The following is a 23,755-nucleotide window of genomic DNA, read 5'->3' on the forward strand; positions in this document are numbered from 1 at the left end:
TTACAAATGCCCCGCTTATGTTACAGTATTGCATCATTTACAGCATTGCCGCGCCAATTAATCCGGCATCATTGCCAAGAGAAGCACACACAATCTCCGTATTGCACTTATCGCTGCGGAAGGTCTGCGGCGTTGTCAAACGGCGCAGCGGCTCAAGCAGTTTTTCACCGTAACCGGCCAAACCGCCGCCCAAAACCAGACATTCCGGCTGGAAGATATTGATATAGCTTGCCAGTCCGCTCGAAAGGTTTTCACAATAATCATCAAACAATTCACGAGCCAACAAATCTCCCGCGTCCACAGCATCGCAAATCATCTTGGCGTCCAGATGCCCCGCGCTTTTGCTCAGCAGACTTTCGCGCCCCTCAGCCAATGCCCGTTCTGCAAACTTGACAAAGGCCGATGCCGACGCATATGCTTCCAGACAGCCCTTTCGTCCGCAGTTACACGGCTCACCGTCACGCTGAATGACAATATGCCCCATCTCACCCGCAATACCGTTGCAGCCGGTATAGAGCTTGCCGTCAATGATAATGCCGCCGCCAACACCAGTGCCCAGCGTCACCATCAGCATGTTGCGCGCATTCTTCGCTGCGCCTGCCGTCGCTTCACCCAAAGCCGCACAGTTTGCATCGTTATCCAGCTGTACCGCACAGCTAAATTCCGGCTGAAAAGCGTCGGCAAAGCAAACGTTGTTCATGCCAAGATTCGTACCAAATTTCAGCGTGCAGGTCTCCTTGTCAAACGAACCGGGCACACCGATTCCGATACTTGTCACCTGACTTGCCGCAATGCCACGCTCTCCACACAAAGCCAACGCAAGCAGCTTCATATCCGCACACAAGCCTGCGGCATCTCCCGTTCTCGTGGGCGTACTCTGCTTTGCCAGCAGCGTGCCATCCTCTTCGCACAATGCAGCTTTGACCGATGTTCCACCCAGATCAATACCAATCCGCATATAACTTTCGTCCCTTCTTCCGTTTATTCAAATAAATGCAGCCCGCGGCCGCGGAAATACGAATCCAACCGCTCCCGACTGCTATTGACCACCAACTCCTCCGGAAACCCGATATCTTCCAGCATAGCCAGTGCATTATCCACGCAGCCGACACGATACTCGATATGCGAATCGCTGTCCACAACGATTGGCACCTCGTATTTTTTGCACAACCGAGCAATTTCCGTACAGTTTTCCCGGCTTCCCTTGCGAATAGCGAACGAATTGCTGTTAATCTCCACCAGCTTATCGTACTGATTACAGCGAGAGATAATGTATTCCTTATCAAAATCATACTTGGCATTGCCCGGATGCCCCAGCGCATTGACCCGCTTGTCCTGCAGAACCGCTTCCAGTGCTTCGGTATGCGCCGCTTTGGTTGACGGTTCAAAACAACATTCATGGAATGACGCCAACGCAAACTCAATCGGTTTCAGACTTCCCGCCTGCATATGATCCAGCTCTCCGCCCGGACAGATATTGAATTCGATACCGCGAATCACGGTCACGCCCTCGATTTGACGCGGCAGAATATCCAGATTGGAAAAATGCCACTCATGCGGCGCATCTCCCATGTCCGGTCCGTGATCAGTAATGCCGATAGCAATCAACCCGCGGCTTTTTGCACCGCGCGCCATTTCATAAACCGTGGAGTAAGCATGTGTACTTGCGATTGTGTGAGTGTGCAGGTCTGCTACGATTTGCATAAACTTGTATGCTCCTTTATGATATGCTTGTTTCTACAACAGATATGTATTCGGAAGCCGCGCATGCGCTTACACCAAAAGCCCAGCGTCGCTGGGCTTTGATAAAATCACTGTTCACCAATCGGGCCGGAATACGTGTCTGATATCTGAATTTTAATTGCCGTACTGCTTGAGCATACGCTCCTGCAATTCTTTAGCTGCATTAAAGCCCATCTTCTTCTGGCGGTCGTTCATGGCAGCCACCTCAATAATAACAGCCAGATTTCGACCAGGCTTGACCGGAATGGTCATGCTGGGCACGGCAATATCCAAAATAGAAGTAGTTTGTCCATCCAGACCGAGACGGTCGTACTGCTTGCCTTCTTCCCAAGGCTCCAGATTGATGACAAGCTCGACCTTTTCAGTCATCTTAATGGCGCCAACACCGAAAATGCGGCGCACGTCCACAATGCCGATACCGCGCAGTTCAATAAAATGGCGAATCACTTCTGGCGCGGTACCGACCAGCGTCTTATCCGACACACGCTTGATTTCCACCGCGTCATCGGCTATCAGGCGGTGTCCACGCTTGACCAACTCAATTGCCGTTTCTGACTTACCGACGCCGGAATCACCCAACAGCAACACGCCTTCGCCGTAAATCTCAATCAAAACGCCGTGCAGCGTTACACGCGGCGCAAGGTTGACCTTGAGTGACGCAATGATGGCGCTCATAATGGTCGAAGTAAACTCATTGGTGCGCAAAATCGGTACGCCGCATTTCTGCGCCGCTTCCATGCATTCCGGAAACACATCAATATTACGCGAAATAATCAGCACCGGAATTCCGGTGGAAAACAAACGCTCAAAGCAAGCGCGCCGGGCATCCGGCTCCATCCGCTCCACATAGCTTGACTCCACCTTACCCATAATCTGGATGCGGTTGGGATCAAAATAATCGAAAAAGCCCGCCAGCTGCAAGCCGGGACGGTTGACGTCGTCCTTTGTGATTTCGGTCTTTTCAAAGCCTTCCGGACCGTAAACCACCTCAAAATTAAATTCCTGAATGAGATCCCCCAGACTGACGCCAAACTCTTTTAACTGCATAAACCATACTCCCTTCCACAATGGCAGGTGATAAGATGATTGTATTATACCCCCTTTTCCCCCACTTTTCAACGGTTTCCGTCGGGACTGCGCCAAAACTTGAAAAAGCATTTTTTTTGTAAAAAATAACTTGCATTTTACTATTTGTTGTGGTATTATAATATCCGTTATGCAATGCACAAGAGAAGGAGGTGCAGGAAAATGGCAAAGTGCGATATTTGCGGCAAGGGCGTGACCTTTGGCATTCAGGTTTCCCACTCTCATCGTCGCTCCAACCGTACCTGGAAGCCGAACGTTCGTCGTGTAAAGGCTCTGGTGGACGGTACTCCCCGCCATATCAACGTGTGTACTCGGTGCCTCCGCTCCGGCAAGGTAACCCGCGCGATCTGATTTGCAGACGCGATACCGTTGAAACTGTCAAAGCGCTCTGCTTGCAGAGCGCTTTTCTATTGCCCATTTGCTTTGAGAAGGTGATTTTCCCATGAAAAAGGCTTTCCGCCCCGCCTTTGCGGTGACAATTCCCGTGCTTTGCGGCTATCTGTTTATCGGCTTTGCCTTCGGCGTCATGCTGCGCGACATCGGCTATACCTCCCCTTGGGCTTTTCTGACCAGTCTGATGGTCTATGCCGGGTCGGGCCAGTATTTACTGGTTTCCCTGCTTGCCGCGAATGCATCGCTGGTCACAGTCGCGTTCATGACGCTGCTGCTCAACTGCCGGCATATCTTTTACGGCCTGTCCTTTCTCGAAACCTTCCATCAAATGGGACATGCCAAATGGTACATGATTTTTTCTTTGACCGACGAAACCTATTCCCTGCTGTGCTCACTTAAGACACCGGAAAATGTTGATCCCAATGCAATGCGTCTATGGATTGCCATGCTTGACCACAGCTACTGGATTTTCGGCTCAGTTATCGGCGCGATTATCGGCGGCGTACTGCCGTTCGACTCCACTGGCATCGATTTTGCCATGACCTCGCTGTTCACCGTGATCTTCATCGAGCAATGGATGAGCACCAAGCAGCACATCCCCGCCTTCCTCGGACTGGGTGCCGCTGCCATTTCTCTCGCGCTGCTTGGGCCGGATAACTTCATTCTGCCCGCGATGCTGGCTATCTGTGTCATGCTGGTTGCACTGCGCGGCCGCCTTGCAAAGGAGGTGGCACAATGACGCCCACAAGAGCACTCACCATGATTCTGGTTGCAGCTGCGTGCACCTTTGCCACCCGCGTTGCTCCGTTTTTGCTGTTCAACGGCAAAAAGCCCATTCTGCCGATTGTACGCTATCTGGGCGAGGCGCTGCCGCCCGCAGTCATCGCGTTGCTCGTAGTCTACTGCGTCAAAAATGTAAACTGGCTTGCCGCACCGTACGGTGCTCCCGAGCTGCTGTGCATCGCTGTGACTGCTGCGCTGCATGTGTGGAAACGCAACAACCTGCTCTCCATCGGCGTGGGAACAGTATTGTACATGTATCTTATCCAAAACGTATTCATCTGATTGCTTTTCCGCGCTGTGAAAAACAGCGCGGTTTTTTTATTTTCTCATCCCGCTATCTGTGGTACAATAAAATCCAGTCAGGAAAAGGAGCATCACCATGGAAACCATTACGCAAATTCTGGCCCGCGAACTCGGGCAAAAGGAAGAATATGTCGAAAATATTGTCAAGCTGCTCGACGACGGCAACACCGTTCCGTTCATTGCGCGTTACCGCAAAGAAATGCACGGCACAATGGATGACCAGACCATCCGACAGTTGGCCGACCGATTGGCCTATCTGCGGGGATTGGACGCACGCCGTGACGAAGTGCGCGAAGCGATCGAAGCACAGGGCAAGCTGACAGACGAGCTTTCCACTGCCATCGCTGCCGCGCAGACGCTTGCCGCACTGGACGACCTGTACCGTCCCTATCGCCCCAAACGGCGTACCCGCGCGTCTATGGCCCGTGAAAAAGGGCTTGCGCCTCTGGCAGAAGCGCTTCTCGCCGCGCGCGGCCCGTCTGCCACGGCGGAAGAACTCGCGCAGCCGTATATCGACGCAGAAAAGGGCGTGGAAAATGCTGAAGCTGCCCTTGCAGGCGCAGGTGATATTATTGCAGAAGATTTATCTGATGATGCATCGCTTCGCGGCCGTCTGCGCGCATTGCTGCACCGCACCGGTATCATCCGAACCACAGGCTGCGACGAGAACGACACAGTCTACACCATGTACCACGACTTTTCCGAGCCGGTGCGTAAGCTGCAAAGCCATCGTGTACTCGCCATCAACCGTGGCGAGAAAGAAGGCAAGCTCAAGGTCACGCTCGAAGCAGACGAAACCGAAGCGCTTGCCGCAATCATCCGCGCAGCGGTGCATCCGAAAAATCCATATGCCACGCTGTTGCGTGAAGTCTGCGCCGACAGCTGGAAGCGACTGCTGTTTCCCTCGCTGGAGCGCGAGCTGCGCAGTGAGTTGACGGACGCGGCCGACGAGCAGGCTATTCACACCTTTGCACTCAATCTGCGGCCGCTGCTCATGCAGCCGCCCGTGCGCGGCCGAGTGACACTGGGCTTCGACCCGGGCTACCGCAACGGCTGTAAGCTGGCCGTTGTGAACGAGACCGGTAAGGTGCTTGACACAGCGGTCATTTACCCCACCCCGCCGCTCAAAAAGACCGAGGACAGCAAGCGTACGCTGCGCCGTCTGTGTGACCGGTACAAAATCACCTGCATCGCCATCGGCAATGGCACCGCCTCCAAAGAGAGTGAAATTTTTATTTCCGATTTCATCCGCGAATACGGCGGCGGCATCGATTATATGGTCGTTTCCGAAGCCGGCGCGTCGGTTTACTCGGCCTCCCCGCTCGGCGCAGAAGAGTTTCCGGATTTTGACGTCAACCTGCGCTCTGCCGTATCCATCGCGCGCCGCTTGCAGGACCCGCTTGCCGAGCTGGTAAAAATCGACCCGAAATCCATTGGTGTGGGACAATATCAGCATGATATGCCGCAGGGACGACTGAGCGACGCGCTCGACGGCGTGGTCGAGGACTGCGTCAACGCTGTCGGTGTGGACCTGAACACCGCGTCTCCCGCCCTGCTGCGCCGTGTTGCAGGCATCAGCCCGACCGTTTCCAAAAACATCACGGCTTTCCGCGAACAGAACGGCAGTTTCCAGAACCGCAAGCAGTTGCTCAAAGTCAAAGGGCTTGGTCCCAAGGCGTTTGAGCAATGCGCGGGATTTCTGCGTGTACCGGATGGCGCCGACCTGCTCGACCGCACCGGTGTGCACCCGGAAGCCTATGAAGCCGCCCGCACATTACTGACCCTGTGCGGCTACACGACGGAGGATGCCGCACAAGGCAGGATTGGCGAGTTAAATGACCGCGTCAAACAGCTCGGCATAACCGATGCTGCTGCTCGATGTGGTGTAGGCGTGCCGACGCTGACCGACATTATCGGAGAGCTGCAAAAGCCCGGCCGCGACCCGCGTGACGAGCTGCCACCTCCGCTGTTACGCTCGGATGTGCTGGACATCGCAGACCTCAAACCCGGCATGAAGCTCAAGGGCACGGTGCGCAATGTTGCGGATTTCGGCGCGTTTGTGGATATCGGTGTACATCAGGACGGATTGGTGCATATCTCACAGCTTTGCAACCGGTTTGTCAAGCACCCGTCCGAGGTGGTCACTGTCGGGGACGTGGTCGATGTAGCCGTTCTTTCGGCTGACCCCAAAACGCATCGCATCGCACTAACCATGAAGATATAGCACCACAGCAAAAGGGAGCGCCCTATTGGGCACTCCCTTTTATTATTCTACCACTCACTATCCTACCAATGCATTCCAAGCGTCATGACATCCATTACAGTTGCCATCACAATTACCATAAACCAGCATGCAAACGGGTAAACCCATTGAGCGCCTCTCTCTTTCTGCGGTTTCAGCCGCGGACAGGCTCGCAACAGCAGTTTTGCCAGCACAAAGCCAATTGCCGCACCTGCGGTATTCAAGATGAGGTCGTCAACCGAGGTTACGCCACCTGCCACAAGCTGAATCAGCTCAATGCTGAGCGATAATCCAGCTGCAAACAGGATGGTGTGCCTTGCTCTGTCAAAATATTGCCAGAACAGTGGCAGCACAAGGCCCAGCGGTACAAACAAAATGATATTACCAAAGATATTCAATGTGATATCTGCACCATGATGATGCGTTATGGCATGCTCAATCACACCGATGATATCTGAGAATGGAATAAGTTCCAATTTAGGTTCCGGCAATCTCCCCATCAGCAGTTGATAAAGCGACGGACCTGTCACCAGTCCCACGCCCAGCAGGTAAACCATCAGCAGCAGAACACCGCATAAGTCTCGCCGTCTCATCCGGCTGCCTCCGTTACCATACCGCTGGAGGTAACATCATCCTTTGCCGCTTCCAGGGCGTCCGCTCGATACTTTTCCACTATGTCCTCCGGCCAATCTCCTTCGGCATAGGTCAACCAGTACCAATTCTCTGCGTCTCCATGTTTTACGCAAGCTACAATATGCACGCTATCCATATGCTCATCCAACAGGAAACCGTTGACAGCGACTTCATTGGTGTCGTACAGATTCATCGCATCGCGATTGACCGCATTTTGTAACAGTGCCGCGATATCGGTCGGGTCCGTGACTTTCACGCTTTTCCATACCATATCTCCGTTTGCATTCTGCATGCTATATTGCAGCTCAATTTGCTTGACGTTATCCGTCGACAACGGCATTGGCTTGATGCCCGCGAGCTTTTCAATCAGCGCAAGCGTCTCTTTATCCTCCGCCGTCACATAGGCATCACCCTCCAGCATCTTAGCACCATCTGCATCCAGTTGGAAAATCTCCAATCGAAGCACAGGCAAACCGTTCTCCGTTCGCATGAGTGACTCTTTCTGCAGCGTAGTCAGAACCTGACGAATGCCGGCCCAGTCGTTCAGCGTAGAAGCAACTCCATAGCCGCTCTCACTTGTGTAAATATCCAGACTGTATTGGTTCTCCGCATTCTGCTGTTCCAAATCCACTTGGAACAGCGGCCATGTAGCGCGTCTGTATTCCTCAGAGCTATAAATCTGATTACATAGCGCATTGACCTCCTCGTCATCCGGCAGAAGGAAAAAGCGCATCGCTGTTCGACCGCTGAGCCAGAACCGCAGCGTCAAACCACGATAATTGCCTTCTTCATGGAGTGCGTCGCGGTTGACCTTCGTTCCCATTTCAGCCAGCTGATAAACTGCATCAATGTTGTCCGGACTAGTCAGTTTCTCTTCCGCACTGCCGTTGATGCTCACAGCTTGAATACTGTCACGGTCCGGCAGCCAGCTGTCATAACCGGTGACATCGAATTTCATGCACAGCATAGCCGCAAACAAAACCACCAGTATGGCCACAAGGTGTACCGGCTTTGCGAAAATGGCATGGAAGTCAAAGGCGTAAATCATTTCCACAATCCAGTGGAACAGCACCGTGCCAAGCACAAGCCCGACCCAGAACCAGAAGTCTCCTGCAATCATGCCGAAGGCCAGACCGAATGCCGCACCCATGATGAGACACATATACACCTTGATTGGCAGCTTGGCTGGGGTAAACGCCAGCGCCACACCTGTTCTCTCGCTTTTGCGGATGCGGAACAGATACCAGCCGAGCACCGTAACGGCAACCGCTGCGACCAAATACACCAATAACAATCCGAGAGCTGAAGTGCGCTCTATATAATTCACATTCACGCTGCTCATACGCCCATAATACAGGCCGTCGAGCAAAAAGAACTGCACCAGCGGCGACAGCTGAAGCGTCGCCTGCACATTAGCCGACTCCATTGTGAAGCTTTCATAAAATTTGTTGCACAAACCGCTGTACAGCATGCGCACCAGTAAGGGAGACAACATTACCCACGCAAGTAACAGCAGCGTGATCACCGTATTACCGCATACTACTGTTGTCAGCACGGTCAGCGAATACAGCAGCAGAAATACAATCAAATGGCACAGCACCGCGCCGCCGATGACACCCCAATCAACCGCTGCCCCAAAGCCCATGGCATAGGTGCAGGCCAGCGTGATGACCAGCATCACCACATAGGTCGAAACGGCAAAAATCAGGCCGGTCAAATAGTTATTGACAAACAGCCGCGTGCGGGAAATCGGCAGGCTGTGATAAAAGTCCACCTTCTGCCGCGTATGCAGATAAGCAAACATTGCAATGCCGCACACAATCGCCATGACGACAAAGGCTGTTTTCACAAAAGGATTGCCTCCGCCCAGCAAAGAGGTCACCGTTGAAAGCGCACGCTGCCAACCTTGGTCAACCAATTCCGGAAACTGCTTGAGTTGATGCGCACGGGTTTCCAACGCGCGCTGCATGGTCATCAGGACCGGCAGCAGCAGCGAGAAAAAGAATCCTACGCCGCCCAGCACAAAGCCCCACAAATTCCGGCGCAGGCTGTCGCCCAGCAGCCCCTTAGAAGAGAAGCTTTTTGATGTCATAGCCGGCCACCTCCGTTTCGTTGATAAAGATTTCCTCCAGCGTCAGCGGCAGCAGCTCGCAGAAGGTAGGATTCATTGCATTCACCTTTGCCAGCAGCTCTTCCCGACTGCCACGCGCGGTCAGCGTGTACAGTGAACCGCGCTGTTCCAAACGCAGTACGTCAATGCCCTGCCATGCATCCGCAGGCAATGCTTCTGTGAAAATACACTGCATCTTAAACATATCCAGCTTCATCTCGTCCAAATCGCGCGAAAACAGGATGCCGCCGCGGTGCAGCAAGCCAACATGATCGCAAATATCCTCCAACTCGCGCAGATTATGCGACGCGATGACCGGCGTTAGGCCACGGCTTTCTACGTCCTCTGCAAACAGGCTTTTAACTGTCTGACGCACCACCGGGTCCAGCCCATCAAACGTCTCGTCACAAAACAGGTAATCCGTACCCGCACAAATGCCGCAAATCACCGATACCTGTTTTTTCATTCCCTTGGAAAAGGTACGGATTTTGCGTTTTTCATCCAGACCAAACCCCTGCATCAGCTTGCGGTAGCGTTCCTCATTAAAATGCCGGTAAAAGCGTTTATAGTAATCCTTCATCTCAGCCGGCGTGCAGTTAGAGAAAAAGAACTGCTCATCTGAAATAAAGAAAAACCGTTCTTTCAGCGCTGTATTTTCAAATATATCCGTACCATCGATGCGTACCGCACCTTCGTCCGGCTTCAGAATGCCTGCCAGCATACGTAAAAACGTCGACTTTCCTGCTCCGTTTGAGCCGATCAACCCGTAAACCGAACCGTCCCGCACATCTGCACACACATGATCGACCGCAGTGATGTTATCAAATCGTTTGGTTGCATTTTCCGCTGTAATCATGCTGTTCCATCTCCTTTCTGCTCAACCCATTCGCGTATCTGCTCCTCCTTTGCGCCAAGTGCACGCGCCTGATCCGCCAGCGCATGTACCTGCGCTCCGATTTCCTCCAGACGCCGTTGGCATAACGCTGCCGTGTCATCCGAAATAAAATTTCCGCGCCCCTTGGCCGCATAGATGACCCCGCGCCGCTCCAGTTCGGCATATGCGCGCTGAATGGTGTTTGGATTGATGGAAAGCTCCATGGCCAATTGCCTGACACTGGGCAGCTGGCTGCCGGCCGGCAGTGCGCCCCGCAGTGCAAGCGTCTCCACGCCATCGACAATTTGTTCATAGATTGGCCGCGCATCCCGATAATCAATCTTAATCACACCCGCGCCTCCTTTCCTCCATGTGTTCTAACTGTATTATGTGTGTTAGTACAGTTACAGTATAATCAACTGCACGTTTTCTGTCAATGGCTTTTTTTTCTTCCCTGTGTTATAATGGATGCAAATTGGTTTAGGAGGCCGTTATGGTACATTTAGGAAATGACTGGGACAAAATACTGGCGGATGAATTTCAGCAGGATTATTACAAGCGTATCCGCTACTGGCTGAAAAAAGAATATGCGGAGCAGACCATTTATCCTCCTATGAATGATATTTTTAACGCACTGCGCTACACTGCGTATGCGGATGTAAAGGCGGTTCTGCTCGGACAGGACCCATATCACGGACCCGGACAGGCGCACGGTTTATGCTTCTCCGTTCAGCCCGGCGTAACGCCACCCCCCAGCCTGCAAAACATATTCAAAGAACTCAAAAGTGATCTCGGGATTGACCCACCCCAAAACGGCACGCTGACACCATGGGCAAAGCACGGTGTACTGCTGCTCAACACAACGCTGACAGTACGACGCGGACAAGCTAACAGCCACAAAAATATCGGCTGGACTACGTTTACCGATCACATCATCCAAAAGCTGAATGATCGCGAAAAGCCGATCGTATTCCTTCTTTGGGGCGGCAACGCGCGATCGAAGAAGAAACTCATTACTGCACCGCAGCACCTTGTGCTGGAATGCGCACATCCCTCTCCCCTTTCCGCATACAACGGCTTTTTTGGCTGCCATCATTTTTCCAAATGCAATGCGTTTCTGGAGCAGAACGGCATTCCGCCAATTGACTGGGATTTGCGACATACGGCACCCGAAGAATAATATGCGTCATTCAGAGCCATGCAACATAAAAACCCGACTGCACAACCGGCAGTCGGGTTTTTTATCAACTATAAACTATATCAATGTGTTTTTTCACTAAGTAAACTGTATACCGCCGCTAATTCCATCGGCCGATAGTAATAATACCCTTGAATCATATCGCAGCCTGTATCACGAATGATGGTATTTTGATCCGTTCTCTCTACACCTTCCATACATACCTTTTTCCCAAATTGATGGCATGCATAGACAATACTGCTGATAAAATGCATTTTCTGATCAGACTCGGTGATCTCCTCCAACAGAGAGCGATCCAACTTGATAATGCTGGACGGATATTGAAGCAACATCCGCAGCGAGGAATAACCGCTTCCGAAATCATCCAGTGCAATCCGCATCCCCATCTTGCCACAGGCCTCCACAAAATGTTCCAGCATTTCCGGCTGCTCATCCAGGCAGCTTTCAGTCAATTCCGTGACCAGATGTGAACCATCCAACTGATACTTCTCCAATGTTTTCTGCATAAAGCTCACCAGTTCCGTATCGGAAAGCTGGTGTAAGCTGACGTTAAAGGTGAGATAGAATTCCGGATTATACGCAATCATCTGTATACAGTTTCGTGCTGCCTGCTCAAAAACCCAACGGCCGGCAATATGAATCATATTATCCTTTTCCAAAATTGGGATAAAGACGGCTGGCGAAACATCCTTCCCCTTAAATGTCCACCGCAGCAAGGTCTCACCGCCAATGACGCTGCCATCCTTTGCCGATACCACCGGCTGCACCACAACCCGAAAGTTTTTCATATTATTCAGAACATCCTGTTCAAGCGCCAGCGCCATATTAGACATTTGCTGAATGCGCTTGATGCTTTCGATGGAATATTCCATAAACGGTTGATCGGTCTCCTGCTTGGCAATTCGAATCAACGCAACCAGATTTTCTACCATATCTTCCGGCGTTAAATCTTCACAAGGATACTCCATCAGCGCAAAAGAACACACATTCCGGATTGCGATTCCCATGGACTCATAGCAATCCTCTATGATATCACGAATCTGCTCCACCACCGCTTGGTTTCCTTCTACACACAGCGGATTGACCACCGCCATGCAGCGCATGCCTTCTAAACGATGGAACGTCATTTTCCACGACAGTGTTTCCGTCAGTCGGTTGGCAATATTCTTTATCAGTCTGTCGGCATATGCGCGTCCCTTTGTGCTGTTGATCTCCGTGATACTGTTCAAACTGAAGCCAACGATCTGCGTTTTTTGTCCTGTTTTACGCAATTCATTCAGATGACCAAACGCAGCAGTTTCGCGTGGAAAGTTTGTAATAGGATCAATTACAAAATCATCATCCTGGTGCGAGACACGCCCGGAAAAGAACAAGGGTGTACGCTTATCTTCACTCCATTTCATGATGCCATAGCACTGAATCCATTTGATGTTGCCATGCACATCACGCACCTGATATCTCAGGTCATGCGAAGTGCGCTTTTCCCGCAGCATAGCGGAAATATCCTGCCAGAAAATATCCTGAAACTCCGGTGTGCTAATCCGCTGTGACCATGCCCGGAACAAACCGGAAACAACATTGTTTTCAAAGCCGAAATCATCCCGCATGTTGTCAGAGATATAAAACAAATCCTGCTGCATATCGCCAAAATAAAAATAACTTGACGAATTCTGCTTCGCAATGGATTCAAATACCATCTCCATATCATAATAGGTGTTTTCCAGAAATCTTTGAAACTGACTTTTTGGCTGCTCCATCTTTTCCATATCTTTGGATAGGCCATGGCTTTGCTCCGCATCATGCGCTACGATCTGCCATGCGTAATAATTTCTTTTGTTCTCATACATCATGCGGTCTGCCTTAGCAATCAACTCATCAAATTGCAGCGGCTGCTGGTCCGACCACGTATAACCAATCGCAATATGGTATTCATCCTTACGAATCAGCCGTCTTAATTGCCGCACCTTATCATCGAATTCGTCTTGGCTGCACTGTGGGCACAACACAACAAATTCGTCGCCGCCGGTGCGATAAATTAAGTCGGTGTCCAACGATTCATGAATCAACTCATAACAATGCTGAATCATTTGGTCACCTTTCGCGTGCCCAAACATATCATTTATCTTTTTCAGTCCGGTAATATCGCAATAGATGACACCAGCCGGAGGCACTGAGGACTGCTGATTGAACTCAATGAGCGCATTTCGATTAAAAGCACCGGTTAATGGGTCATGAAGCCCTAGCTCGCGCAAATGCGCAATCAGTTCCCGCCCCTTCAACAAAGAAAGTACAAAGTAGCCGATCACTTCCAACATTGGTTTAAGCACCGACATCATACGTACATCCGGCTCGTCCACGCCGACAAAACCAATGATCTTGCCATCCCGGTTAATTGGCCCCGCAGCAAACGACGAGATACCCAACGACTTAAAGAACGCATATGCGGCAGGACATTGCTTTCCAAGCTGCTCCACATCATCAATAACAATGACTTTTTTCTCTTCCAGTATCGGAAACAAGCATTGGATACTGTCCACGGATTCATTCTGCAAAATATTCTTTTGCGGCACTACCCCTTCTGCACACCATTCATAAGTATTGCACATTCTGTCGGAATGATTCCATTCGAAAATATAGACCCGGTCACACAACATTTTCTCGCCCATATAAGCTAAAATATTGTTTAACGCTACATCAGGGCTGGTCGTTGCAAACACCCGCTGCAAACACCCGTTGAGGATTTCAACGGCGCGTGCGGGCAAGGAACCAATCTGTTCCGTTTTATCCAAACCCATATCAAATGCAATTTGTATCCGATATTTCTTCCCATCTTGACAAACTACGCTGTCCTTTATCAGGAAATTCCGGTTCATTATGGGATTTTTATGGGTCCTTGTGTGAAATTTTCCCGGCTCAAGTTTCCCTTTGTTGCAAAAAGAGCACTGTGAATCATTCCCCTGAAGAACATCATAGCATTTCTTCCCCACATATTCTTCATGCGACTGAAATCCCAATGCATTGCGCAAGCTTGCATTCATATACACCAATGTATCGGTTTCGAGATCAGAAACATACACCATTTCGCCCAGTTCTTCAAAGAACTCCCACGGAAAAGCCATGTGCAACCTTCTCTCTCTTTTTCACAGATTATTTTTATAACCTTAATAGCACCATTATCATATCACAAATTTATAAATTTGTCGCCATCTTATCTCATATTTGCGAAATTATTCTATGTTCGGCTGTGTTAATTCATAATATTCCGCATAGATTTGCTCAAACGCCTCTGCCGTATGCAAACCTTCCTCCAGCACCGCATGATAGATGGAATCACAATGCTCCTCCAGCATTTGCATTACTCTGGGACAAATTTTCCCCGCACGACACATTTGCCTGAGAATATTCATCACTTCATGCAGCGGAAAAGCCTGCTTATAGCTTCTTTCCTCCGACAATGCGCTGACGATATCGCCTACCGCCACAATGCGCTGCGGCAATGTCAACTCCACCCCGCTGATGCCGCGCGGATAGCCTGAACCATCCAGCGTTTCATGATGCCGAATGGCAATCTGCAAAATTTCATCACTGACGTATCCTTTCAGAATATCCTCAGTAATCATGACATGGGATTTCATAATCTCCCACATACGTCCATCCAACTTACCAGGAGATTCCAGAATCTCAATTGGAATAGCAATTTTGCCCAAATCATGCAGCATCGCACCAATATGAATTTCGTTTTTTACCTTTTGCTCTAATCCAAAGCAATCCGCCAGCATATCACTTGCCCGAACCATCATAGAACAATGTAATGCTGTATAGTGGCTCCGGAAGTCCATCGAACAAACCAGTGTGCGCAGCAATGCTTCCTTTTCCTCACCGGAAAGCACCTGACGCTTGATTCGCTCCAGCAAACGGCTGTGTATTGCATCCATATCACGCATCATGGAAAACTCTGCGCTCTCCAGCATTAATCCCGTTGGAAATAACCTGCGCGACAGATTCTGGAAATAGGAACTAACCTTATCCATATCTTTCCGCCCGTTATTGACGAAAAACAAATCGGTCGCATCCACAATACGCAGGCACTTAACCACCCATTTTAATTTCTGATCGATGTGGGCATTCTCAATTTCCGCATCAGTGGAATGATGGTAACGAACGACCGACGCATATTGCGAAAACGGGAAAAAGGTTTTAAGAAACAAAAATCCATAGATTGCATGCGAATAATCCTGATCGTTTTCCAGCTGTACCAAATTCCAAGTATCCGTTTTACGGAAATTTCCGATATCATGAAACAGCACTGTCCAAACAATCTGACCGATTTCTTCCTCTGAAAAGCGTCCATCCTGTTCCAAAAGCCGCATAACACCGTAAGCGACTCTTTCGCCATGTCCCACCAGCAAGTCATTGACACGATTCAAGGAGCGAATGATTATTTCATATAAATCTTCATTGGGTAACTCTATCATGAGGTCATTTCCTTTGCGTTTCCAGGTATTCATCAAACAAATTTGAAATACGGCGGCAAGGCTGTTTTGACTTCCTTGCCGCCGTTGTCACTGGAATCATCTTACAATGTTTCCCGCTCTTACTTCTGTTCTGTGGGCTGTTCCTCCACAACCTCCGGCTTAGCCGCCGGGGATGGATTCAACATCTGCTCCCAAATTCGGTTAACTTCTTCCATGCAGTTGAAATAAATGGTCGAAAGCTGAGCAGACGGAATGCCAAGCACTTCCGCATCTTCGGTGATTTTCTTCCAATCAGCCTTTTCATAGCTGATGACCAGATCCAGCAGCAGGCCGCCCTGTCCTTCATGATGGAGCAAAGCATTTCTCAATTCATCCACCATCGGGATATCTGCAATAATCTCTTCCATCGGCGCATCAATCAAATACTCCAATGTCGAGAACATACCCAGCAGATATGCCTCAGAGCGCGTCAGCACAGGTTTCTTAACATATTTTTGCAGTTCGCTTGCAAAACTTGCTCGCATAAAGGATATCTTGATAAACTCCTCGGAATCGCTCAAGTGCGCTTCGTCCTGATCCCCGGCGCTCAACAGATAAACCCAACGCTTGATCTGACTTAAGCCAAGCGTCACAATAGCCTGCTGAATGGAAGTGGTCTGTGTTCTGCGCGCAAAATACGCAGAGTTAGCAATTTTCAACAAGCTGTACGACAAGGTAACATCGGTCGATACAATCTGCTCAATCTCATGAATATCTGGCTCTTCTCTTGTGACCGCAACCACCAGACGAAAGAAATTGCTGCGCAAATAGCTACTCTGATGTACTTTATTGGCCATCTGGTCGGCAACATATGTACCCTGCATGCCATAAACACCCAGACTGATCGCCATATCACGCAGTTCCTGCGTGTCAATACCGGTAGCAATCACTTTTTTGTGCATGCTGTGCGCTACCCGCATGATATTTTCTGCCGATGCCTGACTCATCTGGCTCAAATCAATTTTAATATAAGCCAGATACTCCATTAAAGCAAGATATCTTGGCATAAACTGAAAATCATTTGCCGCGATTTCATAGCCTTCTTTGACATACTGCTGCACCAAATGCATGGCAAACGGATGAATGATCACGCTATCGTCAATCTGAATCACAAGGTCCTTGCTTTTAAACAGATGTGGCGTTCGTTTTGCCAGCAAAGAACTGGTAAACGTCATAAAGCTGCAGGAATCACGAAGTGCCTTTTCTGAATTCTGCATCAGGAAATTATAAATCGTTTCTGCCGCTGAAATATCGTTTCCATTTTCTCCGCCATATGCCTCGCTGCCAGAATATTTGATTTCATATCCAAGGATACGATTATCCGCATCCTTAATGGCCTGTCTTACGATGAATCTGCTTCTTTCCATGGTTGCCGCCCCCGTTTTCTCAATTCGTGTTACTGCCTCGACGCTCCAGCAGCCCATCCATAACATCTACCAAATGACCGATTTCCGGTTTGGACAACTGCTCATCTGCACCAAGCTGCTTTCCTTTAATTCGCATTTCCTCAGTGACAAGCGAAGAGAAGATAATAACCGGCACCTGTTTCAGCACATTATCCGACTTAATCAGCTTAGTAAGGCGGTGTCCATCCATGCTCGGCATTTCGATATCCGTAATTACCATCGCTGCTTTCTGCAGCAGAGTTTTTGGATCCTCCGCCAACGGCTTAATATAGTCCCACAGCTCCTGTCCATTGGAAAACATTATTAAATTCGTATATCCTGCCTTATTGAGCGCTTGCTGAATCATACGGGAGAGCAAAATTGAATCCTCCGCGATCAAGATAGGACAATCCCGGCTCGCACGGTTGCCCATTTTCTCGATCTCACGCATCTGAATGGTCGTTTCTGGTGCAATCTCCGCCACAATTTTCTCAAAATCCAACACAGTGACCAACTGATCATCGCACTGCGCGATGCCGGTCGCCACGCCTTCTTCTCCACCGGAAATGGTCTTATCCGGCTTTTGAATTGCAGTCCACGAAATACGGCTGATACCCACCACCGTATGCACGCGAAATGCAATGTACATTTTATTGAAATTGGTTACGATAAACAGATGCTTCGGATCCGGCTCAGACCGCTTTCCTGTCAGATAATACGGCAGATCTACTACGGTCAGAACAATATCACGAGGCTTGAAGATACCTTCTACCGCAGGATGGGCATGTGGCATCGGCTTGACGGGCGCACTCATCATGATCTCCCTTACCTTCGCCACATTGATGCCATACAAGTTATCATCAATCGTGAATTGCATGATCTCGATCTCATTCGTACCGGATTCGAGCAATATTTTACCGCGTTCATTTGCCTGCATTTCTCTCACTCCTTCTCAATCGCTATCAAAGAATACGCTCCGCCTTGCCATATATTTTAATACAGCCCTCTCCTGTTGCAACGTCAAACAAAAGGGTGCGCGCGGTCGATCCGCCAACATCCTCCCGCAAGAGCCGGATACGCTCCTGCTGCAGCACATGATGCACACTGTCGATGTTGCGCTGCCCGATATTACCCAGGCTGCCATTGCCGGCAACATCAAACATTTTTGCGCCGCCCGCAATCTTTGCCACAATACGGGCGCGCCGTGCTCCCATCTGCTCCATTTTGCTTAACGTCAGGCGGATGCCTGTGTCTGCATACTTCAGCGGAGAAGTCCGATTTGTCTCCATATTAATCGGCAGCATGATATGTACGAGTGCACCCAAACGAATGAAGGGATCGTAAAGACAGATGCCGATGCACGACCCCAGCGCATAGGTGATTAACACCCCTTCGTTTCTGGCCATCTTCATATCTGCAATGCCAATAGTCAGCTTATTCATTCACATATCCCCAATTTATTCAACAGATAGTTCAGGGACCGCACATCGGGTGCGAGCAGCAACCTGCACGGCACCTCTTTTCCTTCCACCAAAAAGCTTCCTCCAATCAGCATAATATAATCCGACTGGTTTCCATATGCCGCCATTGGCACTGTAATAATTGCCCCCTGCATGTCAATTGACAACTGCGGGACAGAAGGTGTAATACGGACGCCTGACAGTCCGGACAACGCATTGATAAATGAAGAAATCAAGATATTTCCAATCTCAATGACAGCGGAATTTTCGATTTCCGTCAATTCGCTGTAATCTTTGATTTGTTTGCCCAAGGTTCGCCCAAGCAGCAGATTGATTGCATCCAGCTGAAACAAAGCCAGCATCAGACCGTTGATCTCACCGCGTAAATCAGAAATGATTCCTGCGGCAATGGTTTCAAATCCGCCCAGCTTTTCCACCGCAGCGTTAAATTCCAGAATTTGAACCTCCGGCAGCGGAATGCGCACTTCAATTCCCAACATGCTCGACAGCGCCGTAGCAGCGTTTCCTGTACCAATGCTGCCGATTTCACGCAGCGCATCGATTTGTAGGGAATTCATCTCCTCATATTTTTTTAACACTAACTACCACACTTCCTTTAACCGTTTCGCAAGCCATTGATTGTAGACTCGATTTCATCCTGTGTCTGAACCATCTTCAGCGCATAAGAGAATGAACGCTGAGCCTCAATCACTTTTGCAAATTCCGTGCCGACATCCGAATTAGACGCTTCCAGCATACCGTGGATCGCCATGCCCGTTCCCGGCATCACCGGCCCGTTCTTCGCTACCGGCGCAAAACGGTTGCTGCCCAGATGCTGCATATTATCCGTGTTGGCAAAATCAAATACGCCAACCGGATAATCGCCTTCCGCATCCTGCCCCAAAGCAATGGGCTGTTGGTTTTGGTCCAGCACATAATAACCATCAGGATCGCAAAGATAAAAGGTTTCCTGCCCACCTTGTACGACACTGCCCCAATGGAAATTACCCGCGCGGGTATAACTGATTTCCCCCGTTTGCGGATTACGCAGCGCAAAAAAACCGCTGCCGTTAATGGCATAATTCTGACCGCCCTGCCGGGCCATCAATGCACCCTCCGCAAAATCGGTCGTCGTTTGGATCATCCGGCTGCCCGAACCGCGAGGAAGCTGCGCGTTATCCGGCCCAGTCCAATTGCGATACAACAAATCGGAAAAATTGGCTTGTTCCGATTTAAAACCAACCGTATTAACGTTGGCCAGATTGTTCGCCGTAACATTCAGCCTTTGCTGCTGCTGTGATGCTGAAACAGCCGCAGCGTAGAAAGATTGGTTCATCTGGATTGACTCCTTTCCCCCATTATACGCGGCCCAACTCGGTCGCTGTTTTGGACATGATCTGATCATACATCTTGCTCAGCTGCGACGCACTTTGCAGCGCACGCTGACAAGTGATCATTTCCGTCATTTGCTGCACCAGATCCGTATTGGCGCGCTCAATCATCTTATGATGCACCACCGTATCAGTCGCCAGCTGCGGCTGCCCGGTTGCGGTAAACATGCCCTCGCCTGTCTTCTGCAGATCCTGCGCCGGATCAGCAAAGGTAAAAATGCCAAGCTGGCCCAAAACCTGACCGGCCTCTGTGGAAATGGTTCCGTCGGCCGAAGCATTGATTTTATCCGTTCCCAGATAAATCTGCTGCCCGTTGCGTCCGAGAACTCGACCTTGTCCGGCCAAAGCCAGATACCCCTGATCGTCCAACATAAACGACCCGTTACGGGTATATACCCGTCCTGCATCTGTCTGAATGGCAAAATAGCCATTCCCTTCCAGGCCGAAATCCAAGGGTAGTCCCGTGGATTGCAAAGCCCCCTGAGAATGGTCGGTGTATACCTCATCCAATGCGGTGATGTAGCTGGTTGTCGTGCCAAGCTCCTGCGGATTCTTTTGCTTGTTGCCAATCTGACTGCGCATCACTTCATCAAAAGTCGTGTCTGCATACCGGTCAGCCTTATAGCCCACCGTCGCCGTATTACTCATATTATTGCCCACAACATCCAGATTTCTGGTCTGTGTCAGCATAGCGGAACTTAAATCATAGAACCCTTTAAACATATCCTCAATCTCCTCTGCTTTATGTACCGTATATATATTTTTGCATTGAGATTCGCAATTTGCGGATCGCATTGGAATGTATCTGTGATACACGCGGTTCGCTTACGCCGAGCACCTGCGCAATTTCCTTCATCTGAAAGGATTTCTGATAATACAGGGACAAGACCAGTTGTTCCTTTTCACGCAACTCACTGATACTGCGCTTCAGTTCTGCATACAGCTCTTTTTTCTGATAATTCTCCTCAGGCTGTGCATCAACATCGGACTGCGGCAAATGCTTGGCCGGCACATCCGAGTCCCGTTCGTCCAGAAGCATATCAAGCGACAACACGTTACACAGTGCGGTCTTAGCCAGTTCCTCCTGATAGCGTGTCTCGCTCAGGCCCATGTGCTCTGCAATCTCCTTATCGGTCGGCACACGTCCAAGTTGAGTGAATAATTCGCTGTTCGCTGTATCAATCTCACGCATACGCTTCCGAACCGAACGAGGCAGCCAATCCTGACGACGGGCTAAGTCGATAATCATGCCGCGCAGCCGTTTGGAAACATAGGTTTCAAACTTGACATTTTGGCTTAAGTCAAATTTATCCAGCGCACCCATCAGCAGGATAATTCCCTCGTTAATCATATCATCGACCTGCGCGAAGCTTAAATAAACCCCTCGCAGCTTTAATGCTACATTTTTTACAAGATAGGAATACCGCATCACGAGGATTTTTTTTAGTTCTTGATCTCCGCTCTGCTTATATTCTGTGAGAAGCGCCTCATTCGTCATACTCTCCCATCTCTCTTGTGATTCCAAGGCGTTTCCCTCCTCACTTCAAATCATATCGTTACGAAAGTGTGATGTTGCCCAGTGCCTGTATCTGTACGCTCGTAATTACCTCATTAAAGGACAGTACGGTAAGGTCCGGATAGAATTGCTCGAGCAGTCGGCTTAAATAGATGCGGATGATATGGCTGGTGAGCAAAATCGGCTTTTGCGACAGCTCCGAGAATTTTTTAATATGCTCGTTAAGCTGCGACAGCAGTTTCTGCATCAAATCCGGTCCCAGTGCAAGATATACGCCCTGATCGTTTTTGGTCAGGCTGGCAACAATCTTTTTTTCCACCTCCGCATCCAGCGTAATGACGCTGAGTCGGCCGTCCTCGCAGAAGCGATGCGTAATGGTTCGCTTGAGCTGCGCACGCACACTCTCTGTAATCAGGTCGACATCATGGGTGATCGCCAATGCGTCGACCGTGGTCTCTACAATCGTACCCATATCCTTAATCGGAATGCCTTCCTTCAGCAGATTGCAGAGGATTTTCTCAAGCATAGCGTAGGATACCACATTGGGGAAGGCTTCTTCCACCAACTGCGGCGCCGAGCGCTTGAGGTTTTCCACCAGCTGAATGGTCTCTGCACGATTGAGCAATTCATAGGTATGCTTTTTCACCGTTTCAGACAGGTGCGTCAGCATAACAGACAACGGATCGATGACTGTATAACCATAAATCTCGGCCATTTCCTTGTTTTCCGGCAAAATCCACCGGGAAGGAATGCCATACGCAGGTTCAATAGTCTCAATGCCATCAATCTCACCCGCCGGATTGGCAGGTTCCAGAGCAAGGTAATAATCCAGCAGGATTTCACCACGTGCCACTTCTTCGCCCTTAATCTTGATGACATATTGGTTGGTGCCCAGCATCGAGGCGTCGCGCAGTCGGATGGACGGCACGACAAAGCCCATGTCCTGCGCATACTGCCGGCGGAAAATGACGATTCGGCTGATGAGCTTACCGCCGCGTGACTCATCCACCAACGGAATCAGGCTGTAGCCAAATTCCATCTCTATCGGCTCGACGTTAATCAGCGAATAAATATTGTTAACGTCCTTGTAGTAGTCCATTTCGCTTTGCTGCGCTTCCGCCTGTTTTCGGGCGGCCTCCTGCGCAGCAGGCAGTGCTTCCTTCTCTTTCTGCAGCGCCTCCATTTGATGCGACACACGACGGCTGATAAGAATCAGCGCCGCAGCAATCAGAATCAGCTGAATATGGGGCGTGCCGGGAAAAATCGCAAATACGGCCAGAATCAAACCGGCGATCATCAGGGACTGCGGCTGCGCAAGGAACTGCTTGATAACGTCGTTATTCAAGCTGCCCTCGGAAACCGCACGGGTGACAATCATACCGGTCGCCGTCGAAATCATCAGTGCCGGCAGCTGGGAAACCAGACCGTCACCGATTGTTGCAATCGAATAAACGCTCAGTACCTCGCTCAGCTCCATACCGGACTGAACGATACCGATGATGGAACCTGCGATAAAGTTTATCGACGTGATGATGATAGACATGATCGCGTCGCCCTTGACGATCTTGGTAGCACCGTCCATTGCGCCGTAAAAGTCCGCTTCACGCTGTACCTTATATCGTCTAACCTTGGCTTCCTGCTCATTGATCAGGCCGGACGACAAATCCGCGTCAATGGCCATCTGCTTGCCGGGCATGGAATCGAGTGTAAAGCGGGCTGCTACCTCAGCAACGCGCTCCGCGCCCTTTGTGATAACGATGAACTGCATCAAAACGATAATCAAGAAGATGATGACACCGATGACCACATTGCCTTGAATAACAAATTCACCGAATACCTTGATAACCTGTCCTGCCTCGCCGCCATTGGAAAGAATGAGACGAGTCGAAGATACGTTCAGTCCCAATCGGAACAACGTGGTAATCAACAGCAGCGATGGGAAAATCGAAAACTCCAGCGGCTCGTGAATATTCATGGTAATCAACAGAATAATCAGCGCCAGAGAGATATTGATGATAAAAAATACGTCCAACAGAAACGGCGGAAGAGGGATCAACAGGAACAGCACGATGACCACGACAAACACCGATATCACGTTGTCAAAAAGTCGTTTCATAACTCCAC

At 49.9% G+C, this 23,755-nt stretch carries 22 protein-coding genes; 5 read left to right on the top strand and 17 right to left on the bottom strand.

From position 1 onward, the window contains the following. Window positions 1-37 precede the first annotated feature (37 nt). From ACESSO_RS00640 to hprK, 3 genes are all read right to left on the bottom strand, one after another. On the bottom strand, window positions 38-958 hold the full coding sequence (locus tag ACESSO_RS00640) for an ROK family protein (protein WP_373163096.1): 921 nt from the start codon (window positions 956-958) through the stop codon (window positions 38-40). A 23-nt stretch (window positions 959-981) separates the two neighbouring features. Then, the gene (locus ACESSO_RS00645; protein WP_373163098.1) at window positions 982-1,704 is read right to left on the bottom strand and encodes a phosphatase; all 723 of its coding nucleotides are present in this window, start codon (window positions 1,702-1,704) and stop codon (window positions 982-984) included. 153 nt (window positions 1,705-1,857) lie between these two features. After that, window positions 1,858-2,790, bottom strand: coding sequence for an HPr(Ser) kinase/phosphatase (gene hprK, locus ACESSO_RS00650; protein WP_125114582.1), 933 nt, complete (start codon window positions 2,788-2,790; stop codon window positions 1,858-1,860). 201 nt (window positions 2,791-2,991) lie between these two features. Between hprK and rpmB the strand changes: the two genes are divergently transcribed. The 4 genes from rpmB to ACESSO_RS00670 all read left to right on the top strand — a co-directional run bounded on the left by rpmB (window position 2,992) and on the right by ACESSO_RS00670 (window position 6,532). Next, the gene (rpmB, locus tag ACESSO_RS00655; RefSeq protein ID WP_078096872.1) at window positions 2,992-3,180 is read left to right on the top strand and encodes a 50S ribosomal protein L28; all 189 of its coding nucleotides are present in this window, start codon (window positions 2,992-2,994) and stop codon (window positions 3,178-3,180) included. A gap of 91 nt (window positions 3,181-3,271) precedes the next feature. Next, a complete protein-coding gene (locus ACESSO_RS00660) occupies window positions 3,272-3,961 on the top strand; it encodes an AzlC family ABC transporter permease (protein ID WP_373163100.1) in 690 nt (229 codons plus the stop codon). Continuing rightward, a complete protein-coding gene (locus ACESSO_RS00665) occupies window positions 3,958-4,287 on the top strand; it encodes a branched-chain amino acid transporter permease (RefSeq protein ID WP_373163102.1) in 330 nt (109 codons plus the stop codon). The genes ACESSO_RS00660 and ACESSO_RS00665 overlap by 4 nt, the downstream gene beginning before the upstream one ends. 97 nt (window positions 4,288-4,384) lie before the next feature. After that, window positions 4,385-6,532, top strand: coding sequence for a Tex family protein (locus ACESSO_RS00670; RefSeq protein ID WP_373163104.1), 2,148 nt, complete (start codon window positions 4,385-4,387; stop codon window positions 6,530-6,532). A 62-nt stretch (window positions 6,533-6,594) separates the two neighbouring features. On the opposite strand, the gene ACESSO_RS00675 is transcribed toward ACESSO_RS00670, so the two are convergent. The 4 genes from ACESSO_RS00675 to ACESSO_RS00690 are packed head-to-tail and all read right to left on the bottom strand — an operon-like array spanning window position 6,595 to window position 10,517. After that, complete coding sequence (locus ACESSO_RS00675) at window positions 6,595-7,143, bottom strand: VanZ family protein (RefSeq protein WP_373163106.1); 549 nt, start codon at window positions 7,141-7,143, stop codon at window positions 6,595-6,597. Then, window positions 7,140-9,275 (bottom strand): hypothetical protein, encoded by a 2,136-nt coding sequence (locus ACESSO_RS00680; RefSeq protein WP_373163108.1) that lies wholly within the window; start codon window positions 9,273-9,275, stop codon window positions 7,140-7,142. Before ACESSO_RS00680 ends, ACESSO_RS00675 begins: the two co-directional genes overlap by 4 nt. Further along, window positions 9,250-10,149, bottom strand: a complete 900-nt coding sequence (locus ACESSO_RS00685; protein WP_373163110.1) for an ABC transporter ATP-binding protein — start codon at window positions 10,147-10,149, stop codon at window positions 9,250-9,252. Before ACESSO_RS00685 ends, ACESSO_RS00680 begins: the two co-directional genes overlap by 26 nt. Further along, complete coding sequence (locus ACESSO_RS00690) at window positions 10,146-10,517, bottom strand: GntR family transcriptional regulator (protein ID WP_373163112.1); 372 nt, start codon at window positions 10,515-10,517, stop codon at window positions 10,146-10,148. The genes ACESSO_RS00685 and ACESSO_RS00690 overlap by 4 nt, the downstream gene beginning before the upstream one ends. A gap of 143 nt (window positions 10,518-10,660) precedes the next feature. Here ACESSO_RS00690 and ung point away from each other — a divergent pair, with 143 nt between their 5' ends. Next, the gene (ung, locus tag ACESSO_RS00695; RefSeq protein ID WP_373163114.1) at window positions 10,661-11,347 is read left to right on the top strand and encodes a uracil-DNA glycosylase; all 687 of its coding nucleotides are present in this window, start codon (window positions 10,661-10,663) and stop codon (window positions 11,345-11,347) included. An 80-nt stretch (window positions 11,348-11,427) separates the two neighbouring features. Here the strand turns inward: ung and ACESSO_RS00700 are convergent, their stop codons facing one another. The 10 genes from ACESSO_RS00700 to flhA all read right to left on the bottom strand — a co-directional run bounded on the left by ACESSO_RS00700 (window position 11,428) and on the right by flhA (window position 23,747). Continuing rightward, entirely contained in the window at window positions 11,428-14,160 is a 2,733-nt protein-coding gene (locus ACESSO_RS00700) for an EAL domain-containing protein (protein ID WP_373163116.1), read from the bottom strand. Window positions 14,161-14,592: 432 nt separating this feature from the next. Next, a complete protein-coding gene (locus ACESSO_RS00705; protein ID WP_373163118.1) occupies window positions 14,593-15,840 on the bottom strand; it encodes an HD domain-containing phosphohydrolase in 1,248 nt (415 codons plus the stop codon). A gap of 119 nt (window positions 15,841-15,959) precedes the next feature. Then, window positions 15,960-17,246 carry an EAL and HDOD domain-containing protein gene (locus ACESSO_RS00710; protein WP_373163119.1) on the bottom strand — a complete coding sequence of 429 codons (1,287 nt, stop codon included), beginning with the start codon at window positions 17,244-17,246 and terminating at the stop codon, window positions 15,960-15,962. Between the two features lie 19 nt (window positions 17,247-17,265). After that, a complete protein-coding gene (locus tag ACESSO_RS00715; protein WP_373163120.1) occupies window positions 17,266-18,201 on the bottom strand; it encodes a chemotaxis protein in 936 nt (311 codons plus the stop codon). Between the two features lie 25 nt (window positions 18,202-18,226). Continuing rightward, the gene (locus tag ACESSO_RS00720; RefSeq protein WP_373163121.1) at window positions 18,227-18,706 is read right to left on the bottom strand and encodes a chemotaxis protein CheD; all 480 of its coding nucleotides are present in this window, start codon (window positions 18,704-18,706) and stop codon (window positions 18,227-18,229) included. Beyond that, window positions 18,703-19,302, bottom strand: coding sequence for a chemotaxis protein CheC (locus tag ACESSO_RS00725; RefSeq protein WP_373163122.1), 600 nt, complete (start codon window positions 19,300-19,302; stop codon window positions 18,703-18,705). Before ACESSO_RS00725 ends, ACESSO_RS00720 begins: the two co-directional genes overlap by 4 nt. Before the next feature lie 38 nt (window positions 19,303-19,340). After that, window positions 19,341-20,060: a flagellar hook-basal body protein gene (locus ACESSO_RS00730; protein ID WP_373163123.1), complete on the bottom strand. Its 720-nt coding sequence runs from the start codon at window positions 20,058-20,060 to the stop codon at window positions 19,341-19,343. A 22-nt stretch (window positions 20,061-20,082) separates the two neighbouring features. Then, on the bottom strand, window positions 20,083-20,838 hold the full coding sequence (locus tag ACESSO_RS00735) for a flagellar hook-basal body protein (protein ID WP_373163125.1): 756 nt from the start codon (window positions 20,836-20,838) through the stop codon (window positions 20,083-20,085). A gap of 19 nt (window positions 20,839-20,857) precedes the next feature. After that, window positions 20,858-21,640 (bottom strand): sigma-70 family RNA polymerase sigma factor, encoded by a 783-nt coding sequence (locus ACESSO_RS00740; protein WP_373163127.1) that lies wholly within the window; start codon window positions 21,638-21,640, stop codon window positions 20,858-20,860. 31 nt (window positions 21,641-21,671) lie between these two features. After that, a complete protein-coding gene (gene flhA, locus ACESSO_RS00745) occupies window positions 21,672-23,747 on the bottom strand; it encodes a flagellar biosynthesis protein FlhA (protein ID WP_373163128.1) in 2,076 nt (691 codons plus the stop codon). Window positions 23,748-23,755: the final 8 nt, after the last annotated feature.

This window comes from Agathobaculum sp. Marseille-P7918 (assembly GCF_964248325.1).
In the GTDB taxonomy this organism is placed as follows: Bacteria; Bacillota; Clostridia; order Oscillospirales; family Butyricicoccaceae; genus Agathobaculum.